We start from the raw sequence: 20,835 nt of genomic DNA, 5'->3' as shown, positions 1-20,835 counted from the left end.
ACGTCATCTTCGGCGCCCGGCCTGCATCCGGATCAGGCGGCGAACGCGCCGTGCGGCGCGGCCATGACGATGCGGAAACAGGCGCCGCGGGTCGGTACCGGGATGTATTCCAGCTGCGCCTGGCTGGCCCGGCACAGCTCGCGGGCGATGTATAGGCCCAGTCCGGTGCCGTGTTCGGAGGTGGTGTAGAACGGCCGGAACAACTGCGTGGCCACTCCCTCGGGGATGCCGGGGCCGCGGTCGATCACGTCGATCACCGCATGGCGGCCGGAAGATGCGACGCGGATCCGCACCCGCGCCGGTTCGTCGCCCATGCGGCCGTATTTGAGCGCGTTGTGCACCAGTGCGGTCAGGACCTGGTGCAGGTGGCGCGGGTCCATCAGCGCCGGCACCGAGGACTCGCGGATGATGGATTCCACGTCATCGGTCTCGGTGGACAGCGTCTGCCGGTACTCCAGCACGAAGCGGCGCACGAAGCTGGCCAGGTCCAGGTTTTCGGGGCTGGCGCGCTCGCGGCGGGCCAGCGCCAGCACGCTCTCGACGATGCCGTTGGTGCGCTGGCACTGCTGGTGGATGATCTGCAGCAGGCGCCGGTCGGCATCGCCCAGGTCGTTGGATTCCTCCAGCAGTTGGGTGGCGTAGTTGATCGCCGCCAGCGGGTTGCGGATCTCGTGGGCGAGGCTGGCCGAGAAGCGGCCCAGGGTTGAAAGGGTCAGCGACTCGGCGCGGCGCGAGACCACGCTGGTGTCGTCCAGGAACAGCAGGGTCTGGTCGCTGTCGGCCAGCAGGCGGGCGAAACGCGGCTGTACTTCGGCCTGGCCGTTGGCCAGCTGCAGCGGCAGCTCCTCGCCGTTGGAATCGGCGCGCCAGCGCTGCAGGCGCCGGGCCAGCTCCGGCGCGATCTGTCCCAGCCGCGCCTCGCCGCCGGCCAGCCCGTCGCCGGCTTCGCCCAGCAGGGCGGCGGCGGCCTCGTTGGCCAGGGCGATGCGGCCGCCGCCATCGACCACCAATACGCCGGTGCGCATGCGGCGGATGATCAGCTCGTTGATCTCGAACAGATTGGCGACCTCGGCGCCGCGCCGCTCGGCCAGCTGCTGGTTGCGGCGGGCGCGGTTGCCGATCTGGTAGCTGATCCAGGCCAAGGCGAGGTAGCTGGTGATGAACATCGCCAGCTCGGCCAGGGTGCGGGTGCTCCCGCCGCCCTCCAGTTCGCGCCAGCCGAATTCGGCCACGGTGGCGATGCTGGCCACCAGCGCTACCAGCATGCCGCGCGACAGCGGCAGCAGCATGGCCGCGGCGGAGATGTTGAACAGCAGGGTCATCGAGATGCCGGCGCTGGCGCCGGGCAGCGCATGGGTGAGCAGGGTGGCGGCGAGGATGTCGGTCACTGCCCCCCAGAACACCAGCGGCTGCAGCCAGCGCTCGTTGCGGCCCCATGCCAGCAGGCCCAGCGCGACCGGCAGGTAGCCGATGGAGACCGCGCGCGCCAGCACGGGATGGTGCGCCTCGCTCATCAGCGCGCTCAGCGGGCTGAACACCAGCGCCGCGATCAGGCTGGCGATCAGCACCCGGTACAGCGCGAAGAAATAGAGCTCGCGCCGCGGTATCGATTCGATGCGGTCGATCAGCGAGGAACGGGAAGACAAGTGCAGGGCTCCGGCGACGGGCGGCAGGAAGGAGTATAGGTGCGGGCGGGAGCCGCCGCGGGCCGCCGGCCATCCCGGCGCGGCGGTCGGCAAGTGGCTGAAATGGCGCGTGATTCCGCCCTTTTCGTGGTTCCAGGCTGGCCTTTACTTTGCGCCACGGGCCGCGGTCGGCGACAATGGTGGGCCCGCCCGCCCTGCAGGAAGGCCATCCAATGGCCCTGCGGACTCGTGGCGGTTGTTCCCATTCCCACGGTGACGCATGAATTTCCACGAGTACCAGTCAAAACAGCTGCTTGCCGAATACGGCATCCCGGTTCCGGCCGGCAAGGTCGCGGCTACCCCGGACGAGGCTGTAGCAGTTGCCCAGTCGCTGGGCCAGGGCCCCTGGATGGTCAAGGCGCAGATCCACGCAGGCGGCCGCGGCAAGGCCGGCGGCGTCAAGTTCTGCAAGACCGTCGAAGACGTCAAGGCCGCTGCGGCCAAGATGCTCGGCACCAAGATGGCCACCTACCAGACCGCCGGCGTCGAGCTGCCGATCAACCTGGTGCTGGTGACCACCGCCGGTGAGATCGTCAAGGAACTGTACCTGTCGGTGCTGGTCGATCGTGGCACCCGCACCATCAGCTTCATCGCCTCCTCGGAAGGCGGCATGGAGATCGAGCAGGTCGCTGCCGAAACCCCGGACAAGATCCACACCCTGAACGTGGACTTCGTCGAGGGCGTGCAGGGTTACCACGGCCGCGACATCGGCTTCAAGATGGGCCTGACCGCCAAGCAGGCCGGCCAGTTCGCCAGCATCATGGTCAACCTGTACCGCATCTTCAACGAAAAGGACCTGGCGCTGGTTGAGATCAACCCGCTGGCCATCCTGGACGACGGCAACCTGTACGCGCTGGACGGCAAGTTCAACAGCGACGACAACGCCGCGTTCCGTCACAAGGAACTGGTCGCCATGCGCGACAAGTCCCAGGAAGACGAAACCGAAGTGACCGCTTCGGAGCTGGACATCAACTACGTCACCATGGACGGCAACATCGGCTGCATGGTGAACGGCGCCGGCCTGGCCATGGCCACCATGGACGTCATCAAGCTCAACGGCGGCGAGCCGGCGAACTTCCTGGACGTGGGCGGCGGCGCGAACAAGCAGCGCGTGATCGAGGCGTTCAAGCTGATCCTGTCCTCGGACAAGGTCGAGGGCATCTTCGTCAACATCTTCGGCGGCATCGTCCGCTGCGACATGATCGCCGAAGGCATCATCGCCGCGGTCAAGGAAGTGGGCGTAAAGGTTCCGGTCGTGGTGCGCCTGGAAGGCACCAACGTGGAAGAAGGCAAGCAGCTGCTGCGCGACAGCGGCATGGCCATCATCCCGGCCGACAACATCAACGACGGCGCCAAGAAGGTCGTTGAAGCGGTCAAGAACGCCGCCGCCTGACCCACGACACCGAAGGAAATCCCATGAGCGTTTTGATCAACAAGAACACCAAGGTGATCGTGCAGGGCTTCACCGGCCAGCAGGGCACCTTCCACGCCACCCAGATGATCGAGTACGGCACCCAGGTCGTCGGCGGCGTCACCCCGGGCAAGGGCGGCACCACCCACATCGACCTGCCGGTGTTCAACACCGTCGCCGATGCCGTGCAGTCCACCGGCGCCAACGCGTCGGTCATCTACGTGCCGCCGCCGTTCGCGGCCGACGCGATCCTGGAAGCCGCGGCCGCCGGCATCAAGGTCATCGTCTGCATCACCGAAGGCATCCCGGTGCTGGACATGCTGCGCGTGGACAACGTGCTGAAGGGCTCGCACCCGGATACCGTGCTGATCGGGCCGAACTGCCCCGGCGTGATCACCCCGGGCGAGTGCAAGATCGGCATCATGCCGGGCCACATCCACATGCCGGGCAAGATCGGCATCGTGTCGCGTTCGGGCACCCTGACCTATGAAGCGGTCAAGCAGACCACCGAAGTCGGCCTGGGCCAGTCCACCTGCATCGGCATTGGTGGTGACCCGATCAATGGCCTGAACTTCGTCGACTGCCTGAAGCTGTTCAACGAAGACCCGCAGACCGAAGGCATCATCATGGTCGGCGAAATCGGCGGCGACGCCGAGGAAGCCGGTGCGGAGTACATCAAGGCCCACGTGAAGAAGCCGGTCGTCGGCTTCATCGCCGGCGCCTCGGCTCCGGCCGGCAAGCGCATGGGCCACGCCGGTGCGATCGCCTCGGGCGGCAAGGGCACCGCGGAAGGCAAGTTCGCCGCGATGGAAGCCGCTGGCGTCGTCACCGTCCGTTCGCCGGGCGACCTGGGCGCCGCCATCGCCAAGCTGGTCAAGTAAGACCTGCCGCGACGCGCAACGAGAGGCCGCCTCCGGGCGGCCTTTTCGTTTGTGCGCTATCGCTGCTCCTGTTTTTGTAGGAGCGACTTCAGTCGCGATGAAGCTTTCCCGGTGAAGCCCCTCGCGACTGAAGTCGCTCCTACAGGGGTTGCCGCGGCTCAGCGCAGCGACTTGATCGTCAGGTCCAGCGCGTCCTTGCCGCCTTCGCGCTGCAGCAGGCGCACCGGCACCGGCATGCCGGGCGCGATCCAGGCGATCTGTTCCTTGTTGCCATCCACGCGGGAGACCTTGGTCGCTTCCACGGTCTTGCCGTCGATGGTCATGTTTTCCTTGCCGACGACGCGGTAGGAAAGCGTCTTGGCCCGGCCGTCGTCCACCATCCGGTAGTTCAGCGGCTTGCCGGCGGCGACGTCGCGGGCGATGGCCAGGTTGATCAGCAGGCCGTCCATGTCGCCGCTCTGCAACGCCACCGGTCCGCGCCGTTCCGGCTTCACGTCGCCGCTCCAGGTGGCCTGGTTGCTGCCCCAGTCGTAGCGCGCATCGACCGCGCGGCGCTTGAACGGAATCACCGAGGCGTCGTGGCTGCTCAGCGGGCGCAACTGGCCGCTGCGTTCTTCGAACAGGGTGCTCTGGCTCAATTCGGCCAGCTGGTTCTTGACCTGCAGCGTGTAGCGCCACTTGCCGCCGTTCTCCGCGGCCAGGGTCATCACGCCGTTGGCCTGCAGGCCCATGTAGCTGGCCTGGTAGTTGGCGGTGAAGGGCTGCACGGCGAAGGCGGGCAGACTGGCCAGCGCGGCGAAGGCCGCGGCCGCCAGCGGAAGGGGGCGCAGGAAGGATTTCATGCTCAGGCTCCTTGGTATTCGGTCAGGCGCAGGTCGATGGCGTCCTCGCCATCCTCGCGTTGCAGGATGCGCACGGGGGTCGGCACGCCGTTGGCGATCCACATGATGGTTTCGTCGTTGCCGCCATTGGTGCGGTAGACGCGCAGCGCGTCGTAGCTGAGGTCGCCGACCTGCACGGTCTCGGTGCCGGCGGCGGCCTGGTACTCGTACTGGCGCACCCGGCCCACATCCACGTAGCGGTAGCGCAGCGGCTGGCCGGGGCGGGCGTCGCGCATCAGCGACAGGTTGAGCAGCAGCGCGCTCTGGTCGCCGCGCTGCAGCGGGATCGGGCGCTGGCGTTCCTTCTTCAGGTCGCCCTGCCACTGCGCGGTGCCTTCCCGCCAGTCGTAGGTGCCGGTGACCTTCCTGCCGAGGAACAGCGCCTTCTTCACCGTGCTCTGGCTCAAGGGCACGTACACCGAGCCCTCGTTGTCGAAGACCGTGCTCTGCTCCAGGTTCAGGCCGAGCACGCCGGCGAAGCCGCGGCGGCCGCGCACGGCCATGTCCACGCGCCAGCGGGCGCCATCGTCGTGGACCACGCGCATGGTCGCGTCGCCGGCCTCCTTGCCCTTGTAGAAGGCCTGGTAGGTGGCGACGAACGGCTGCAGCGCCGGCGGATCCCACTCTGCCGGCGGCAAGGCCGCTGCACCGGCGGGCACCGTTTCCTGGGCCAGGACCGGCAGGGCGGTCAGCAGGCTTGCCAGCAGCATCGGTTTGAGGAGGGCGATCGTCATGCTCGGGTCGAGGCGGGTGGGATGTGGATCATGCCAGCCTGCGCATCAGCGGCATGTGCGGATCAGCGGTGCAGCGTTCCGGCGGAATCTAGGCGCAGCGGATTAAACAGGGACTGACCATCGAGCAGGACCGTGCCATCCCGTTCAGCTACGCGTCCTTCGATGAGCAGGCGCACCGTCGCCAGCAGCAGCGGGTGTTCGACCGCAAGCACCCGCGCGGCCAGGGTATCGGAGCTGTCGCCGGCCAGCACCGGCACCCGAGCCTGGGCGATCACCGTGCCGGCATCCAGTTCAGGCACGACGAAATGGACGCTGGCGCCATGCTCCGCGTCGCCGGCCTCAAGGGCGCGGGCGTGGGTATGCAGGCCCTTGTGCAGCGGCAGCAGCGACGGATGGATGTTGACCAGGCGGCCGGCGAAACGCTGCACGAAGCCGGCGCCGAGGATGCGCATGTAGCCGGCGCAGACGATCCAGTCCGGCGCGCAGGCGGCTACCGCGTCGCCGAGCGCGGTGTCGAAAGCTTCGCGGTTGGCGAAGTCCCGGGGCGGGCGCGCCCAGCGCAGTTCCGGCGCCACCTTGTCCAGCGCCGCGGCGGCGGGTTTGTCGGAGAACACACCAGCGATCCGGGCATCCAGTTGCCCGGTGGCGATGCCGTCCAGCAGGCACTGCAGGTTGCTGCCGCGCCCGGAGGCGAGCACGGCGATGCGGGCCGGCGCGCTCATCGCCAGGCCCGCCTGGACAGCGGCCACGCCAGCAGGCTGCCGATCGTGGCCAGCAGCATGTCGGCATGCGCATCCCAGGCATCGCCCTGCTGGCCGTTGTAGGCCTCGGCCGCTTCCGGCGACAGCGCCAGGGCGATGCCCCATTCCAGCCATTCGTAGACCAGGCTGGAACACATGACCGCCATCACCGCCAGGGCGAACGCCTGCCCGCCACGCAGCGCCGGCCAGGCATGGCGTGCCAGCTGGGCCAGCGCCGGGGTGAAGCAGGCGCCATAGAGGAAGTGGATCAGCCGGTCGAAATGGTTGCGCTGCCAGCCGAAGGCCGCGCCGGGCGACCAGCCGACCAGCCCCTGCAGCCATGCCTCGTACGGCACGTTGGAATACAGCCAGCGCGCGCCGACGCAGTGCAGGGCGATGAAGCCGCAGATCGCGGCGAAGGCGCCGGCGCCCAGCGGCCAGCGCCGGTCAATCCACCACAGCGCCACCAGCCCGGCCACGCTCAGCGAGCTGTGCAGGGCCTGCTCCAGCGGCCACAGCGGCTTGATCCACGTGAGCAGGAACACGGCCAGCACGCCGATGAACGCGGCCCTCTTGGCAAGACTCATGCGACGCGGCCCGGATGCGGGAGGAAGGGCGGTGGCGCGTTGTTCAAGCGAAAGCCGCCTTGACCGCAGGACGCATCAGCACGATCAGGGTGAATACGCCGAGCACCGTGCCGAAGGGCATCATCATGCAGGAAATGGCGGCCACCACCAGGCACAGCGTGTGGCGCCGGCGCTGTCCCAGGCAACGGCCGGCATAGGCCATGAACCCGGCCAGGGTCAGGCCGCAGACGATGAAAGTGCCGGCGAAGGCGACGAAGAACCAGCCGAACAGTTGCGGGTCCAGGGCATGCGCTCCGGACGTGCCCGGGTCCATCGGCAGTTTGCCGGTGACCATGGCCAGCCCCATCGCCAGGTGCAGCACGGGGAACAACGAAAACAGCCCGGTGATCGCCGCCACCACGTAGTGGAAGATCGACAGCAGGCGCAGCTGGCTGGCGTCCTCGTCGGTCAGCGTGGGCGGCGGAACCGGAGCATTCACTGCGTCCATGGGGCACCTTGACGGGGTGGAGGCCTCAGCCGATGCGCACGCGCTCGCTGCCGGCGGCCGCAACGACCTTGCCGATGCTCCAATGCGCCAGCTGCAGCGCATCGAGCGAAGCGTCGATGGCCGCGGCGTGGTCGGCCGGCACCAGCAGCACGAAGCCGATGCCGCAGTTGAAGGTGCGCCACATCTCGCTGTCGGCGACGTTGCCCTCGCGCTGCAGCCACTGGAATACCGGCGGCAGGGTCCAGCTGCCCGCGTCGATTTCCAGGCCCAGGCCCTCGGGCACGACGCGGATGATGTTCTCGGTCAGGCCGCCACCAGTGATGTGGGCCATGCCGTGGATGGTGGCGCCGTGTTCCTTGAGCAGCGACAGGATCGGCTTGACGTACAGCCGGGTCGGCGCCATCAGCGCGTCCACCAGCTTCACGCCGTCTTCCAGCACCAGGTCGGCCGGCTGGCCGGCGCGGTCGTAGATGCGGCGCACCAGCGAATAGCCGTTGGAATGCGGGCCGGAAGAGGCGATGCCGATCAGCACGTCGCCCTGGCGCACGCTGGAGCCGTCCTTCAGCTCGCTCTTCTCCACCGCCGCCACGGTGAAGCCGGCGAGGTCGTACTCGCCCGGGGCGTACATGTCGGGCATCTCGGCGGTCTCGCCGCCGATCAGCGCACAGCCGGCCTCGGTGCAGCCGTTGGCGATGCCGCCGACCACCGCAGCGGCGGTGTCGATGTCCAGCTTGCCGGTGGCGAAGTAATCCAGGAAGAACAGCGGCTCGGCGCCCTGCACCAGCACGTCGTTCACGCACATGGCGACCAGGTCGATGCCGATGGTGTCGTGGCGGCCGAGCTGCTGGGCCAGCTTGAGCTTGGTGCCGACGCCGTCGGTGCCGGAGACCAGCACCGGCTCGCGGTACTTGCCCGACAGGTCGAACAGCGCGCCGAATCCACCCAGCCCGCCCATCACCTCGGGACGGAAGCTGCGCTTGACCAGCGGCTTGATGCGTTCGACCAGTTCGTTGCCCGCGTCGATGTCCACGCCGGCGTCACGGTAGGTCAGGGGAGAGTTGGCGGAAGTCGGGGTGTTGGTCACGGTCGGCTGCGCTGGCGGGGTGAACGGGCGATTTTAACAGGCCACGTTGGCGCCAAGGCCGCATTCGGGCAACAATTCCCACCGGAACCGTCGAGCAATGGAACCCTCAATGCGTCGCAGCCTGGCCTTTTTCCTGTTTCTGGCGTCCTGCCTGTCCGTCCCGGCGGCGCTTGCGCAGTCCGGCGTGCGCACCGAGGGCGACGTGGCCAGTGCGCAGAATCCCTATGAAGCCGAGGTTCCGGTCAACAGCCAGAGCGACGCCGACCGCAACGGCGCCCTGGCGCGCGCGCTGGGCGCGGTGCTGGCCAAGCTGTCCGGCGACCGCAGCGCGATGACCCGGCCGGGCGTGGCGCAGGCGCTGCGCAGCGCCAGGGACATGGTGGAAAGCTACGACTACCGGCAGGACCAGAGCACGTCGGCCGCCGGCGCGCCGAGTTTCCGCACCATGCTGGTGGCGCGCTTCCGCCAGGACGACGTGGATGGACTGGTCGCGGCGCTGGGCCTGCCGATATGGCCGCAGCCGCGGCCCAAGCCGGTGGTGTGGATGGCGATCGACGACGGCAGCGGTCCGCGCCTGGTCGGCGTGCAGCAGTCGAACGCGGCCCGCCCGCTGCTGGATCGCGCCATCGAACGCGGCTTCCGCCTCGGACTGCCGGGCGGCGGCGCGGCCGAGCAGGCGCTGGTCGGCGCGATCTGGCGCCAGGACACCGCCGCCATTGCCCGCGCATCGGCGCGCTACGCGCCGCCGATGCAGCTGGTCGGCAAGCTCTACCGCGCCAGCGGTGGCGGCTGGATGGCCGACTGGGTATTCGTCGACGACGGCCGCGAACTGGCCAAATGGAGCACCCGCGACGGCGATGCGCGCCGCGCGATGGCCGGCGGCGCCGATGGCGCGGCCGATGCGCTGGTCAAGCGCTATGCCAAGGCGCCGGTGGCCGGCGCGGCCGGCATCTATCGCATCCGCGTCAGCGGCATCCGCACCGCGGCCGATTACCTGCGCGTGGCTGCGACCCTGCAGTCGGTGGCGGTGGTGCGTTCGATCGTGCCGGTGCAGGCTTCCGGCGACCGCCTGGAACTGGACCTTGAACTGATGAGCGGCCTGCAGGGGCTGAACCGCATGCTTGGCGCCGACGCCGCGCTGCAGCCGGTGGCGCCGCCCACCGAGGGCGCCCCCGTGTCCTCCCCGGCCGAGTACCGCGTCCGATGAGCGGCGCCGCCGATGCCGAAATCGCGCTGTTCCTGCGCCGCCTGAAATGGGCGGTGCTGGGCGCCTTCGCGCTGTGGGTGATATGGCTGCTGGCGCCGATCCTGACGCCGTTCGTGGTCGCGCTGATGCTGGCCTGGCTGGGCGATCCGCTGGTGGACCGGCTGGAGGCGCGTGGCCGCTCGCGCAATACCGCGGTGATCCTGGTGTTCGCGCTGATGGTCCTGCTGCTGGCGCTGGCGCTGCTGATCCTGGTGCCGATGATCCAGCGCCAGATCGTCACCCTCGTGGCCGCGCTGCCGCAGGCGCAGGAGTGGCTGATGGGCACGGCGCTGCCGTGGATCGAACGGCGTACCGGCGTGGAGATCCTCGGCTGGCTGGAGCCCGAGCGCCTGTTCGAATGGGTGCGCGCGCACTGGCAGCAGGCCGGCGGCGCGGCGTCCACCCTGTTCGGCTATCTGTCGCGCTCGGGGTTCGCGATGGTGGCCTGGGTGGTGAACCTGGCGCTGCTGCCGATCCTGGCCTACTACTTCCTGCGCGACTGGGACCGTTTGGTCGAGCGCGTCGCGTCGATGATCCCGCGCAACCACATCGAGATCGTGTCGCGGCTGGCGCGCGAATCCAACGACGTGCTCGGCGCCTTCATCCGCGGGCAGATCGCGGTGATGCTGGCGCTGGGCGTGGTCTATGCAGTCGGCCTGTCGGTGGTGGGGCTCAACCTGGGCCTGCTGATCGGCCTGATCGCCGGGCTGATCAGCTTCATTCCCTACCTGGGCGCCACCACCGGCGTGGTGCTGGCGGTGCTGGCGGCACTGGTGCAGGCGCAGGGCTTTGACGTGAAGCTGCTGGCGCTGGTCGGCGTGGTGTTCACCGTCGGCCAGCTGCTGGAAAGCTATGTGCTCACCCCGCGCATCGTCGGCGACAAGATCGGCCTGCACCCGGTGGCGGTGATCTTCGCGGTGATGGCCGGCGGCCAGCTGTTCGGCTTCCTCGGCATGCTGCTGGCGCTGCCGGCGGCGGCGGTGATCAACGTGCTGCTGCGCTATGCGCATGAACGCTACCGGCAGAGCGAACTATATGCCGGGCATGGCCCGACCATCGTGCTGCAGTCCAGCGGCGAGCCCGCTCCGGGCATGGGCATCGTGCCGAAGGACGTCGAACCGAAGTGAGCGTGCCGCAGTTGCCGCTGGCCCTGCGCTATCCGCCGGACCAGCGATTGGAAAGTTTCATCGGCGCCCCGGACGGGGCGCTGGCGCAGTTGCGCGCCGCCGCCACCGGCGGCAGCCGCGACTGGGTCTACCTGGTCGGGCCGGCGGGGAGCGGCAAGACGCACCTGGCGCTGGCCGTCTGCGCCGCTGCCGAGCAGGCCGGGCGCGGTTCGGCCTATCTGCCGTTGCTGGCCGCTTCCGGGCGCCTGCGCGACGCGCTGGAGGCGCTGGAAGGGCGCGACGTGGTCGCACTGGATGGACTGGACGCGATCGCCGGCCAGCGCGAGGACGAAGTGGCGCTGTTCGACTTCCACAACCGCGCGCGCGCCGCCGGCGTGACCCTGCTGTACACCGCCACGGCCGCGCCCGACGCGCTCGGGTTGGTGCTGCCCGACCTGCGCTCGCGCCTGTCGCAATGCGGACGCATCGTGCTGGACGCGCTGGACGACGACGGACGTGGCGCGGTGCTGCGCGAACGCGCCATCCGGCGCGGGCTGGCGCTCGACGAGGCCGCCATCGACTGGCTGCTCACCCGCACCGGCCGCGACCTGGGCGGGCTGGTGGTACTGCTGGACCGGCTCGACCGCGAATCGCTGGCGGCCAAGCGCCGCATCACCGTACCGTTCCTGCGCAAGGTGCTGGACGCGTCCTGAGCGGCGCATGCAACCTGCCGCAAATGTAGAGCGGGGCACCGCCTCGCTGGGGCATCACCGGGCAAGCCCCGCCGGGCGTTGCCCGGCGCGACAGAGCCGCAGCGATCTGTTCCTTGTAGAGCGGGGCATCGCCCCGCTGTGGCTTCACCGGGCAAGCCCCGCCGGGCGTTGCCCGGCGCGACAGAGCCGCAGCGATCTGTTCCTTGTAGAGCGGGGCATCGCCCCGCTGTGGCTTCACCGGGCAAGCCCCGCCGGGCGCTGCCCGGCGCTACAGGGGCGCGGCGATCTGTTCCTTGTAGAGCGGGGCACCGCCCCGCTGGGGCTTCACCTGGCAAGCCCCGCCGGGCGCTGCCCGGCGCTACAGAGCCGTAGCGATCTGTTCCCTGTAGAGCGGGGCATCGCCCCGCTGTGGCTTCACCGGGCAAGCCTCGGCGCTGCCCTGCGTCGCGGATGTCAGCGCAGTGCTTCTTCCAGCGCCTGCAGCCGCTGCGGGGTGCCGACGTCGGTCCACTGGCCGCGGTGGTGCTGGCCGCTGATGCGGCCCTGCGCCATGAAGTGTTTCTGCAGCGGCACTACGCTGAAGCGCGGTGGGGTGCGTTCGCTGCCCGGCGCTTCGCCGATCACCTTGCGCCAGCCATCGAGGATCGACGGGCGGTACATGCCGATGCCGGCATAGGTCAGGCAGGGGGCGTCGCGGTCGTGGTGCAGCAGGCCCTGCGCGTCGAGGTGGTAGTCGCCCTGCGGATGCTGCGGCGGGTTGTCCACCAGTACCAGGTGCGCTTCGCCAGCCGGCTCGCGCGGCAGCAGCGAGAAGTCGAAGTCCGTCCAGATATCGCCATTGACCACGATGAAGGGCGCGTCGCCCAGCAGCGGCATCGCATTGAGCATGCCGCCGCCGGTTTCCAGCGGCGTGGGGCCCTCGAAGGCATAGTGCAGGCGCAGGTTCCAGCGGCTGCCGTCGCCCAGCGCCGCGGGGAACTGCTCTGCCAGCCATGACGTGTTGATCACCACTTCGCGCACGCCGAGCGCGGCCAGCTTTTCCAGGTGCCATGCGATCAACGGCCGGCCGCCGGCGTGCAGCAGCGGCTTGGGCGTGTGCTCGGTGAGCGGGCGCATGCGCTCGCCCAGCCCCGCGGCGAAAACCAGCGCCTTCACTGTGCGGCCCGTCCGGCCAGCGCCGGCTTGATCCGCTGCTCCAGCAGCGCCAGCAGGCCGGACAGTTGCGGATGGCGCGGCAGCACCTCGTCGAGATAGGCGATGAAGCGCGGCACGTCTTCCAGGTAATGGCTCTTGCCGTCGCGATAGTGCAGGCGGGAGAAAATGCCGAGGATCTTCAGGTGCCGCTGCACGCCCATCCAGTCGGCATCGCGCAGGAAGGTGGCGCGGTCGGGCACCGGCAGGCCAGCGGCGCGCGCGCGTTCGTGGTAACGCGCCAGCCAGCCGTCCACGCGTTGCAGTGGCCAGCTCAGGAAGGCGTCCTTGAACAGGCTCACCGGGTCGTAGGCGATGGGGCCGCGCACCAGGTCCTGGAAGTCCAGCACCGCTGGCCCATCCGCCACCGGCATCAGGTTGCGCGGCATGAAGTCGCGATGGGTCATCAGCTGCGCCTGGCCCAGCGCGTTGTCCATCAACCGCCGCTGCGCCAGTTGCAGGCCTTCGACCTCGCCGCAGTCCAGCTGCAGGCCGAGATGGCGCTGCAGGAACCATTCGTCGAACAGGCCGGCGTCGCGCTGCAGCAGGGCTTCGCCGAAATGGCCGAAGCCCTCCGGCACCGGTATCGACTGCAGCCGGATCAGCTGCTCCATGGCGCGGTCGAACCACGCGTCGGCATTGTCGGCATCCAGCAGCCGCGCCAGGGTCGGTGCGCCGAGGTCTTCCAGCAGCAGGAAGCCGGCCCCCAGGTCCTGCGCGAGCAGGGCCGGCACCCGCAGCCCGTGTGCCAGCAGCAGTTCGCGCATGCGCAGCCAAGGCCGCGGATCTTCCAGGCCGGGCGGGGCGTCCATGACGATGTGGCTGCCGTTCCGGCCGGTGACGCGCCAGTAGCTGCGGAAACCGGCGTCCACCGAGGCACGCTCGATGTCGGCCGCGCCATCGCCGAGGCGGGTGCGGGCCCATTCCAGGCGCTGCCGCGCGCGCTGCGGTTCGAGGGAAATATCCAGGGTCATCGGTGGAGCGTGCTCGCAGGTGCCAGTGGGCTGGCCACGGGGCGCCGGCGCCTCGTGGCTTCCCCGAATTCTTTGGGAAAAGGTGGGACGTTCAGCGCTTGCCGCTGACCAGCCGCAACAGCGCGAGCAGGGCGATGGCGCCGATGATGGCGCCGACGAAGCCTGCCGGTTGCCCGGCCGCGTACCAGCCCATTTCGCGGCCGAACCAGCCGGCGGACACCGCGCCGGCAATGCCCAGCACGATGGTCAGCAGGCAGCCCATGCGGTTGTTGCCGGGCATGAAGAAACGTCCGAGCAGGCCGACCACGAAGCCGACCAGGATGATGTACAGCCAGCTGTCGCTGCCAAACAGTCCGCTCATGTGCCCGCCTGCTTCAGGGAAAAACGCAGCCTAGCAAGGCCAGGCTGCGTCGTCATCGCGCCGCTCAGCAGCAGCCGTGGCCGCCGTGGCGGGTGCCGCTGTCGGCCGCCACGGGCGAGCCGCTGGTCTCGCCGCGCAGGCTGGCCGCGTGGTGGTCGAACAGCACCTTGGACACGCAGGAAGTCACGCGCTTGCCCATCGGGATGTGCAGGAACTCATTCGGGCCGTGCGCATTGGAGTGCGGGCCGAGCACGCCGGTGATCATGAACTGGGCGCCCGGGAACTTCTCGCCCAGCATGCCCATGAACGGGATCGAGCCGCCTTCGCCCATGTACATGGCCGGCTTGCCGAAGAAGGCCTGGCTGGCGTCGTCGATGGACTGCTCCAGCCACGGCGCCATCGCCGGGGCGTTCCAGCCGGTGGAGGCCTTTTCCAGGTCCAGGGTCACGTGCGCGCCGTTCGGCGGGTCACGCAGCAGCGCTTCCTTCAGCAGCTCGCCGCAGGCCTTGCCGTTGGCGGTCGGCGGCAGGCGCAGCGACAGCTTCACCGAGGTTTCCGGACGCAGCACGTTGCCGGCCGACTCCAGCGGCGGCATGCCGCCGATGCCGGTCACCGACAGGGCCGGGCGCCAGGTGCGGTTGAGCACCAGCTCTGTCAGGTCGTCGTTCATCGGCTTGAGGCCGTCGACCAGCGGGAACTTGTCGAAGATGGCGGTATCGACCACGTCGGCGGCGCGCCTGGCCTGCTCCAGGCGCTCGGCCGGGATCTCGGTGTGCAGGCCGTCGAGCAGGATGCGGCCGGTGTTCTCGTCCTCGATGCGCGACAGCAGCTGGCGCAGCAGGCGGAAAGACGACGGCACCACGCCGGAGGCGTCGCCGGAGTGCACGCCCTCGTTGAGCACCTTTACGGTGAAGTTGCCGCCGGTCAGGCCGCGCAGCGAGGTGGTGCACCACAGCTGGTCGTAGTTGGCGCAGCCCGAATCCAGGCACACCACCAGCGACGGCTGGCCGATGCGGTCGGCCAGGTGGTCGACATAGGCCGGCAGGTCGTAGGAGCCGGATTCTTCGCAGGCTTCGATCAGGATCACGCAGCGGGCGTGCGGCAGGCCCTGTTCCTGCAGCGCAAGCACGGCGGCCAGCGAGCCGAAGATGGCATAACCGTCGTCGGCGCCGCCGCGGCCGTACAGCTTGTCGCCGCGCAGTACCGGCTTCCACGGGCCCAGGTCGTCGTCCCAGCCGGTCATTTCCGGCTGCTTGTCCAGGTGGCCGTAGAGCAGCACGGTGTCATCGCCGGTTTCCGGGCCGGTGGCCGGGATTTCCAGGAAGATCAGCGGAGTACGGCCTTCCAGGCGCACCACCTCGACCTGCAGGCCGGGAATCTTCTGCGCCCTGGCCCAGTTCTCCATCAGCGCCACGGCCTGGTCCATGTAGCCATTGGCCACCCAGTTCGCGTCGAACATCGGCGATTTGTTGGGAATGCGGATGTAGTCGACCAGTTGCGGGACGATGTCGTTGTCCCACTTGTCGCTGAGAAATTGGCCGAGCTTGGCGCTGTCCATTCGGGAACTCCGGTTGCAAGGTTTCAAGTGCGCCCATTCTACGCCGTCCCTCTTGTAGGAATTTTCCTACAAAGAATCGGGCGGTTTGCCGGCTGTGGGCCGGAGGCGTGGCGGATAGGCTGTGTTCATGTGGCGCGGAACACTGGTCTGGCCGGCGGGGATGCCGGCATTCCAGTCCAAGCCACAAGGAGTTGCAGCGATGAAGCTTTTCACCGTGATGCTGAAGTCACTGGTTCTGGCGTTGTTGTTGACCGCATCGGCGCAAGCCACGGACAAGGTCGACATCAACACCGCCACCGCGGCGGAGCTGGACCGGGTGTTGGTGAATGTCGGCGCCGCCAAGGCGCAGGCGATCGTCGAATACCGACAGGCGAACGGTCCCTTCAAGAGCGTCGAGGAACTGGCGCTGGTCAAGGGCATCGGATTGAAGACGGTCGAACGGAATCGTGACCTGATCGGCGTAGGCGCAGGAACCGCCTCCGCCGCCAGGAACGCCAAGGCGGCGGCGACCAAACCGGTCGAAAGGCGTTGAGCGGAAGGGAATCGAAAAACGTGCGTCGTCCGGATGACGGCCACACGGAGAACCCCGCATAGCCAGGAGGCAGGGGAGAGGCAGGAAGCCTACAGGGAAGTGAAGTCGCCCGGTGTTGCACAGTGACGTGCAGCCGGGCGATTTTTTTTTGCCTGTCGTTCCGCTGCGCAGGAAGGTGAGGCGCTGCGGCCTGTAGCGCCGGGCAGCGCCCGGCGGGGGCTTGGCGGGTGGTGCCACAGCGGGGCGGTGCCCCGCTCTGCAGAGAAGAGCGGGAGTTGCGGCTTTGTGGCGTCGGGCAGTGCCCGGCGGCGGCTTGGCTGGTGGTGCCCCAGCGGGGCGCTGCCCCGCTCTACAGAGAAGGGGGGCGTTACTGGGGGACAGCGGTGTCCGCCCGCGCCGGGATCAGACCACGCCGGTGGTGTAGTACACGCCGATGATGGCGAACACGGCCAGGGTCTTGATGACCGTGATCGCGAAGATGTCCTTGTAGGACTGGCGGTGGGTCAGGCCGGTGACGGCGAGCACGGTGATGACCGCGCCGTTGTGCGGCAGCGTGTCCATGCCGCCGGAAGCCATCGCCGCCACGCGGTGCAGCACTTCCATCGGAATGCCGGCGGCCTGCGCGTTGGCGATGAAGCTGTCGGCCATCGCCGCCAGTGCGATGCTCATGCCGCCGGAGGCCGAGCCGGTGATTCCGGCCATGGCGGTGACGGAAACGGCTTCGTTGACCAGCGGATTGGGAATCGAACCCAGCGCGTTGGCCACCACCAGGAAGCCGGGAAGGGCGGCGATCACGGCACCGAAGCCATACTCCGAAGCGGTGTTCATCGACGCCAGCATGGCGCCGCCGATGGCCGACTTGGTGCCCTCGGCGAACGCGGCCACCACCGGCTTCCAGGCGAAGGCGATGACGCTGAGGATGCCCAGCAGCAGTGCGCCCTGTACCGCCCAGATCGCGGCGACCTTGGAGACTTCCTGCACCACGGGAGCCGGGTTGCCGATCACCGCCGGCACGAACGACTGGCTTTCGCCATAGAACCCGGGAATCCAGCGGGTGAACAGGAAATTGGCCACGCCCACCAGCAGCAGCGGCAGCACCGCCACCAGCGGGTGTGCCAGGCGGTCGCCCTGGAACGGCTCGGGTTCGTTGCGCAGCTCCTCGTTGGCGCCGGAATACCCCTCGCCCCTGGCGATCGCCACGCGGCGGCGCCATTCCAGGTAGCTCATGCCCAGGATCAGGATCACCACCGTGCCGATCACGCCCAGCCAAGGCGCGGCCCAGCCGGTGGTGCCGAAGAACGAGGCGGGGATGATGTTCTGGATCTGCGGCGTGCCCGGCAGCGCGTCCATGGTGAAGGTGAAGGCGCCCAGTGCGATGGTGCCCGGGATCAGGCGCTTGGGGATGTTGCTCTGGCGGAACAGCTCGGCGGCGAAGGGGTAGACCGCGAACACCACCACGAACAGCGACACGCCGCCGTAGGTGAGCAGGGCGCAGACCAGCACGATGGACAGCATCGCGCGCTGCGCGCCGACCAGCCGGATGGTGGCGGTGACGATCGACTTGGAAAAGCCGGAGATCTCGATCAGCTTGCCGAACACCGCGCCGAGCAGGAACACCGGGAAGTACAGCTTCAGGAAGCCGACCATCTTGTCCATGAACAGGCCGGTGAACATCGGCTGCACCAGCGTCGGGTCGGTCAGCAGCACCGCGCCCAGCGCCGCCACCGGCGCGAACAGGATCACGCTGTAGCCGCGGTAGGCCACGAACATCAGGAAGCACAGCGCCGCCAGTACGATCAGAAACGACATCCACGGCTCCCCGGCCAGACACGATGCCGGCGAGTATCGGGAGCGGGGGCGGGCCGGCCCACTGTACGAACGGACGATACGCCAGCCCCTAACGCCCCGTTAACGTGCGCAGCGTGGGCGGCATCCGTGTGCCGCCGTGTCATACCCGGGAGGAGGGAGACCAATGAAGCGCAAGTATCTGAGCATGGCCGTGGGCTGTGCATTGCTGGCCCCGGCCGCGTTCGTGCAGGCCCAGGAGCAGCAGCATCCGGCTGGCCACCAGCAGGCCACCCAGCTGGACGAAGTCACCGTGACCGCGCGCCGCCGCACCGAGTCCATCCAGGACGTGCCGGTGGCGGTGTCGGCCTTCGGCGAGGAGCAGATCAAGGATCTGCAGGCCTCCACCGTGGAAGGCCTGCAGGGCGCGGTGCCGAACATGAACATCGCCCAGGGTCGCGGCTCGGCCAACAGCGTCAACGTGTTCATCCGCGGCATCGGCCAGCCGGACGCGCTGCAGACCTTCGATCCGGGCGTGGGCATGTACGTGGACGACGTCTACTACTCGCGCATCAACGGCGCGCTGTTCTCGCTGTTCGACATCCAGCAGCTGGAAGTGCTGCGCGGCCCGCAGGGCACGCTGTACGGCAAGAACTCCACCGGCGGCGCGATCAAGCTGACCACCAAGAACCCGTTCGACAACGAGGGCGGCGCGGTGGAAGTCACCGCCGGCGACTACGGCCGCCTGGAAGGCCGCTTCTACGTGTCGGGCAAGCTGAGCGACACCTTCGCGGCCAGCGTCGCCGGTGCCAAGATCACCAACGACGGCTATGTCAGGGATGCCGACACCGGCAAGCACTACAACGACGACGACACCGAGGCGCTGCGCGTCAAGCTGGCTTTCAACCCGGCCGACAACTTCCGCGCCACCCTGTCGCTGGATACGACCAAGCAGGACGCCGCGCTGACCCTGGGTCGACCGATGGCCAACCTGGAGCGTACCGATGTCGTGCTCGGAAAGGTCGTGCTCAAGCCGGGCGAAACCGGCAAGTGGGATCGCCGCGTCCGTACTTCGTTCAAGGACGGCCAGGGCCAGTACCTGAAGCACTCCGGTGCCTCGCTGGCAATGGATTGGGACATCGACGAGCAGTGGACGCTGAAGAGCATCAGCGCTTACCGCAAGCTCAAGACCAAGTCGTACATCGACATCGATGCCTCCGAGTACGAACTGGGCGACGTGCTGGTCGCATTGGACCAGAACCAGAAGAGCCAGGAATTCCAGCTGCACTACGACAATGGCAGCAACCTGCACCTGACCTTCGGCGCCTATTACATGAAGGAAAATGTTCCTTCCTATCAGGAGGCCTACGCCAGCGATCTGTTCGGCGTGCTTGGTAGCCAGGTGAAGTTCCTGCGCACCATTTCCGATGACCTGGAAACCACGTCGAAAGCCGCTTTCGCACATGCCAACTGGACGTTCGCGCCGAGCTGGACTCTGGCAGCCGGTGTGCGCTGGACCAAGGACACCAAGGATTACGAGCGCACCACCAGCACCTTCTGGGGGGCGCCGTTTACCGGGTTGAATGAAACGGTACCGTTCCCGGCGACCTCGGCGTCGTGGACGGCGATGACGCCTTCGGTCAGCCTGCAGAAGGCGTTCAGCGACAACCTGATGGGCTATGTGTCGGCCAATCGCGGCTTCAAGTCCGGAGGCTTCAATGGCCGGGCCAATTCCGCGTATGAAGTCAGGACCGCCCGCTTCAACCCGGAATTCGTATGGACCTACGAAGCGGGCCTGAAGGGCACGTCGGCGGATCGTCGGTTCCGTGGCAGCGCGGCGGCCTTCTACAGCAATTACTCCGACTTCCAGGCCCGCGTATCGGAGATTTCCAATCCGGGCTCGATGATTCCGGATTTCAAGTTCCCGGTGCTGAACGCCGCCAAGGTGAACATCAAGGGCATCGAACTGGAAGGCAGCGCGTTGCTGGGCGAAGCCACCACCCTGAGTGGGCAGCTGAGCTGGCTGGATGCCAAATACGATCGGTTCGACGACCCGCGCCATGATCCCGCTTACCCGGGTTATGACCCGGTCAACGTGATCCACGACCACGTGCCGTTCTCGCCGGACTGGACCGCGCGCGTGGCCCTGCAGCATGTGTTCGGGCTGGGCGACAACGGCAACCTGACCTTCGGCGGCGACGTGTCCTACCGCGGCAAGACCTGGCTGAGCGTGGACAACCGCGCGGTGCTGAGCCAGGACGCGTACACCCTGGTGGGCGTCTACGGCGTATGGGATTCGCCGCAGATGGCCTGGCAGGTGCGCGCCGGCGTGCGCAACCTGACCGACAGGCAGTACAAGACCGAGGGTCAGGAATTTGCCAGCATTGCCAATATCCAGACCGCCTACTACGGCCTGCCGCGCAACTGGTACGTGTCGCTGCGCTACAACTTCTGAGGCGCACGTTCCCCGGTCGTGGATCGAAACCCTCCCTGCCTCCGCAGGGAGGGTTTTTCATGGCGCCACCCGCGTGCGCCGCTGTTCGTGCGGCTCTGCCATGGATGATGTCCCTCCCGCCGTCCTCGCACGATCCCGGTAGGAGCGGCTTCAGCCGCGATGGAGCTTTCCTGAAATTGCTGGAGACAGCTTTGCTGGCGTGCGCGGTGGTTCATCGGGAACGCGCCATCGCGGCTGAAGCCGCTCCTACGAGTGCTGATGCGCTGTGCGGTTCCTCTGCGCTTGCTGCCTTGGCGTGTGTGGTGATTCATCGGGAACGCGCCATCGCGGCTGAAGCCGCTCCTACGGGAGCGGGTGCGCTGTGTGGTTCCGCTGCGCTTGCCGCGCGCCGTATCCTGCCCGCTATGCACACGGGGAACCCATA

Annotated in this window: 19 protein-coding genes; 7 read left to right on the top strand and 12 right to left on the bottom strand. The window is 68.1% G+C overall.

Annotation, left to right across the window (positions count from 1 at the left end):
* Positions 1-32: 32 nt before the first annotated feature.
* A complete protein-coding gene (locus tag ABB22_RS15515; RefSeq protein WP_055771401.1) occupies positions 33-1,646 on the bottom strand; it encodes a sensor histidine kinase in 1,614 nt (537 codons plus the stop codon).
* Between the two features lie 259 nt (positions 1,647-1,905).
* Here ABB22_RS15515 and sucC point away from each other — a divergent pair, with 259 nt between their 5' ends.
* Together sucC and sucD are read left to right on the top strand one after the other, a co-directional pair.
* Positions 1,906-3,078 carry an ADP-forming succinate--CoA ligase subunit beta gene (gene sucC, locus ABB22_RS15510; RefSeq protein ID WP_055771398.1) on the top strand — a complete coding sequence of 391 codons (1,173 nt, stop codon included), beginning with the start codon at positions 1,906-1,908 and terminating at the stop codon, positions 3,076-3,078.
* A gap of 23 nt (positions 3,079-3,101) precedes the next feature.
* Complete coding sequence (gene sucD, locus ABB22_RS15505) at positions 3,102-3,977, top strand: succinate--CoA ligase subunit alpha (protein WP_055771395.1); 876 nt, start codon at positions 3,102-3,104, stop codon at positions 3,975-3,977.
* Between the two features lie 158 nt (positions 3,978-4,135).
* On the opposite strand, the gene ABB22_RS15500 is transcribed toward sucD, so the two are convergent.
* The 6 genes from ABB22_RS15500 to purM form a co-directional block, all read right to left on the bottom strand.
* On the bottom strand, positions 4,136-4,819 hold the full coding sequence (locus tag ABB22_RS15500; RefSeq protein ID WP_055771392.1) for a DUF3108 domain-containing protein: 684 nt from the start codon (positions 4,817-4,819) through the stop codon (positions 4,136-4,138).
* A 2-nt stretch (positions 4,820-4,821) separates the two neighbouring features.
* Positions 4,822-5,568 carry a DUF3108 domain-containing protein gene (locus tag ABB22_RS15495; protein ID WP_235504335.1) on the bottom strand — a complete coding sequence of 249 codons (747 nt, stop codon included), beginning with the start codon at positions 5,566-5,568 and terminating at the stop codon, positions 4,822-4,824.
* Positions 5,569-5,654: 86 nt separating this feature from the next.
* Positions 5,655-6,314, bottom strand: a complete 660-nt coding sequence (purN, locus tag ABB22_RS15490; protein ID WP_055771914.1) for a phosphoribosylglycinamide formyltransferase — start codon at positions 6,312-6,314, stop codon at positions 5,655-5,657.
* Positions 6,311-6,919, bottom strand: a complete 609-nt coding sequence (locus ABB22_RS15485; RefSeq protein WP_055771389.1) for a DUF2238 domain-containing protein — start codon at positions 6,917-6,919, stop codon at positions 6,311-6,313. Before ABB22_RS15485 ends, purN begins: the two co-directional genes overlap by 4 nt.
* 43 nt (positions 6,920-6,962) lie before the next feature.
* The gene (locus tag ABB22_RS15480; protein WP_055771387.1) at positions 6,963-7,406 is read right to left on the bottom strand and encodes a hypothetical protein; all 444 of its coding nucleotides are present in this window, start codon (positions 7,404-7,406) and stop codon (positions 6,963-6,965) included.
* 25 nt (positions 7,407-7,431) lie between these two features.
* On the bottom strand, positions 7,432-8,490 hold the full coding sequence (gene purM / locus ABB22_RS15475; protein ID WP_055771384.1) for a phosphoribosylformylglycinamidine cyclo-ligase: 1,059 nt from the start codon (positions 8,488-8,490) through the stop codon (positions 7,432-7,434).
* A 97-nt stretch (positions 8,491-8,587) separates the two neighbouring features.
* Here purM and ABB22_RS15470 point away from each other — a divergent pair, with 97 nt between their 5' ends.
* Genes ABB22_RS15470 through hda form a run of 3 tightly spaced genes read left to right on the top strand, consistent with a single transcriptional unit; the run spans position 8,588 to position 11,555 of the window.
* On the top strand, positions 8,588-9,697 hold the full coding sequence (locus ABB22_RS15470) for a DUF2066 domain-containing protein (RefSeq protein WP_055771381.1): 1,110 nt from the start codon (positions 8,588-8,590) through the stop codon (positions 9,695-9,697).
* Positions 9,694-10,863: an AI-2E family transporter gene (locus ABB22_RS15465; RefSeq protein ID WP_055771379.1), complete on the top strand. Its 1,170-nt coding sequence runs from the start codon at positions 9,694-9,696 to the stop codon at positions 10,861-10,863. Before ABB22_RS15470 ends, ABB22_RS15465 begins: the two co-directional genes overlap by 4 nt.
* Positions 10,860-11,555: a DnaA regulatory inactivator Hda gene (gene hda, locus ABB22_RS15460; protein ID WP_055771375.1), complete on the top strand. Its 696-nt coding sequence runs from the start codon at positions 10,860-10,862 to the stop codon at positions 11,553-11,555. Before ABB22_RS15465 ends, hda begins: the two co-directional genes overlap by 4 nt.
* Positions 11,556-12,008: 453 nt before the next feature.
* Here the strand turns inward: hda and murU are convergent, their stop codons facing one another.
* The 4 genes from murU to ABB22_RS15440 form a co-directional block, all read right to left on the bottom strand.
* The gene (gene murU / locus ABB22_RS15455) at positions 12,009-12,710 is read right to left on the bottom strand and encodes an N-acetylmuramate alpha-1-phosphate uridylyltransferase MurU (protein ID WP_055771372.1); all 702 of its coding nucleotides are present in this window, start codon (positions 12,708-12,710) and stop codon (positions 12,009-12,011) included.
* The gene (locus ABB22_RS15450) at positions 12,707-13,720 is read right to left on the bottom strand and encodes an aminoglycoside phosphotransferase family protein (protein WP_055771369.1); all 1,014 of its coding nucleotides are present in this window, start codon (positions 13,718-13,720) and stop codon (positions 12,707-12,709) included. Before ABB22_RS15450 ends, murU begins: the two co-directional genes overlap by 4 nt.
* A 91-nt stretch (positions 13,721-13,811) precedes the next feature.
* Complete coding sequence (locus ABB22_RS15445) at positions 13,812-14,081, bottom strand: GlsB/YeaQ/YmgE family stress response membrane protein (protein ID WP_055771366.1); 270 nt, start codon at positions 14,079-14,081, stop codon at positions 13,812-13,814.
* A gap of 64 nt (positions 14,082-14,145) precedes the next feature.
* Complete coding sequence (locus ABB22_RS15440; RefSeq protein WP_055771364.1) at positions 14,146-15,639, bottom strand: M20 family metallopeptidase; 1,494 nt, start codon at positions 15,637-15,639, stop codon at positions 14,146-14,148.
* Positions 15,640-15,838: 199 nt separating this feature from the next.
* Here ABB22_RS15440 and ABB22_RS15435 point away from each other — a divergent pair, with 199 nt between their 5' ends.
* Positions 15,839-16,171 (top strand): ComEA family DNA-binding protein, encoded by a 333-nt coding sequence (locus ABB22_RS15435; RefSeq protein WP_055771361.1) that lies wholly within the window; start codon positions 15,839-15,841, stop codon positions 16,169-16,171.
* A gap of 402 nt (positions 16,172-16,573) precedes the next feature.
* Here the strand turns inward: ABB22_RS15435 and ABB22_RS15430 are convergent, their stop codons facing one another.
* Complete coding sequence (locus ABB22_RS15430; protein ID WP_055771357.1) at positions 16,574-17,980, bottom strand: GntP family permease; 1,407 nt, start codon at positions 17,978-17,980, stop codon at positions 16,574-16,576.
* Between the two features lie 163 nt (positions 17,981-18,143).
* Between ABB22_RS15430 and ABB22_RS15425 the strand changes: the two genes are divergently transcribed.
* Positions 18,144-20,411, top strand: a complete 2,268-nt coding sequence (locus tag ABB22_RS15425; RefSeq protein WP_055771354.1) for a TonB-dependent receptor — start codon at positions 18,144-18,146, stop codon at positions 20,409-20,411.
* Positions 20,412-20,835: the final 424 nt, after the last annotated feature.

The organism is Stenotrophomonas nitritireducens, from assembly GCF_001431425.1.
GTDB lineage: Bacteria > Pseudomonadota > Gammaproteobacteria > Xanthomonadales > Xanthomonadaceae > Stenotrophomonas > Stenotrophomonas nitritireducens.
Note: the sequence above shows the minus strand (reverse complement) of the source record. Positions and strands in the feature narration are given on the sequence as shown.

Coding starts and splice junctions, on each gene's coding strand:
- ABB22_RS15470 (WP_055771381.1), top strand. CDS start 8,588: ATGGAACCCTCAATGCGTCGCAGCCTGGCCTTTTTCCTGTTTCTGGCG.
- ABB22_RS15435 (WP_055771361.1), top strand. CDS start 15,839: ATGAAGCTTTTCACCGTGATGCTGAAGTCACTGGTTCTGGCGTTGTTG.
- ABB22_RS15495 (WP_235504335.1), bottom strand. CDS start 5,568: ATGCTGCTGGCAAGCCTGCTGACCGCCCTGCCGGTCCTGGCCCAGGAA.
- purN (WP_055771914.1), bottom strand. CDS start 6,314: ATGAGCGCGCCGGCCCGCATCGCCGTGCTCGCCTCCGGGCGCGGCAGC.
- ABB22_RS15500 (WP_055771392.1), bottom strand. CDS start 4,819: ATGAAATCCTTCCTGCGCCCCCTTCCGCTGGCGGCCGCGGCCTTCGCC.
- sucD (WP_055771395.1), top strand. CDS start 3,102: ATGAGCGTTTTGATCAACAAGAACACCAAGGTGATCGTGCAGGGCTTC.
- ABB22_RS15430 (WP_055771357.1), bottom strand. CDS start 17,980: ATGTCGTTTCTGATCGTACTGGCGGCGCTGTGCTTCCTGATGTTCGTG.
- ABB22_RS15485 (WP_055771389.1), bottom strand. CDS start 6,919: ATGAGTCTTGCCAAGAGGGCCGCGTTCATCGGCGTGCTGGCCGTGTTC.
- ABB22_RS15440 (WP_055771364.1), bottom strand. CDS start 15,639: ATGGACAGCGCCAAGCTCGGCCAATTTCTCAGCGACAAGTGGGACAAC.
- ABB22_RS15425 (WP_055771354.1), top strand. CDS start 18,144: ATGAAGCGCAAGTATCTGAGCATGGCCGTGGGCTGTGCATTGCTGGCC.
- ABB22_RS15450 (WP_055771369.1), bottom strand. CDS start 13,720: ATGACCCTGGATATTTCCCTCGAACCGCAGCGCGCGCGGCAGCGCCTG.
- sucC (WP_055771398.1), top strand. CDS start 1,906: ATGAATTTCCACGAGTACCAGTCAAAACAGCTGCTTGCCGAATACGGC.
- ABB22_RS15465 (WP_055771379.1), top strand. CDS start 9,694: ATGAGCGGCGCCGCCGATGCCGAAATCGCGCTGTTCCTGCGCCGCCTG.
- ABB22_RS15480 (WP_055771387.1), bottom strand. CDS start 7,406: ATGGACGCAGTGAATGCTCCGGTTCCGCCGCCCACGCTGACCGACGAG.
- ABB22_RS15445 (WP_055771366.1), bottom strand. CDS start 14,081: ATGAGCGGACTGTTTGGCAGCGACAGCTGGCTGTACATCATCCTGGTC.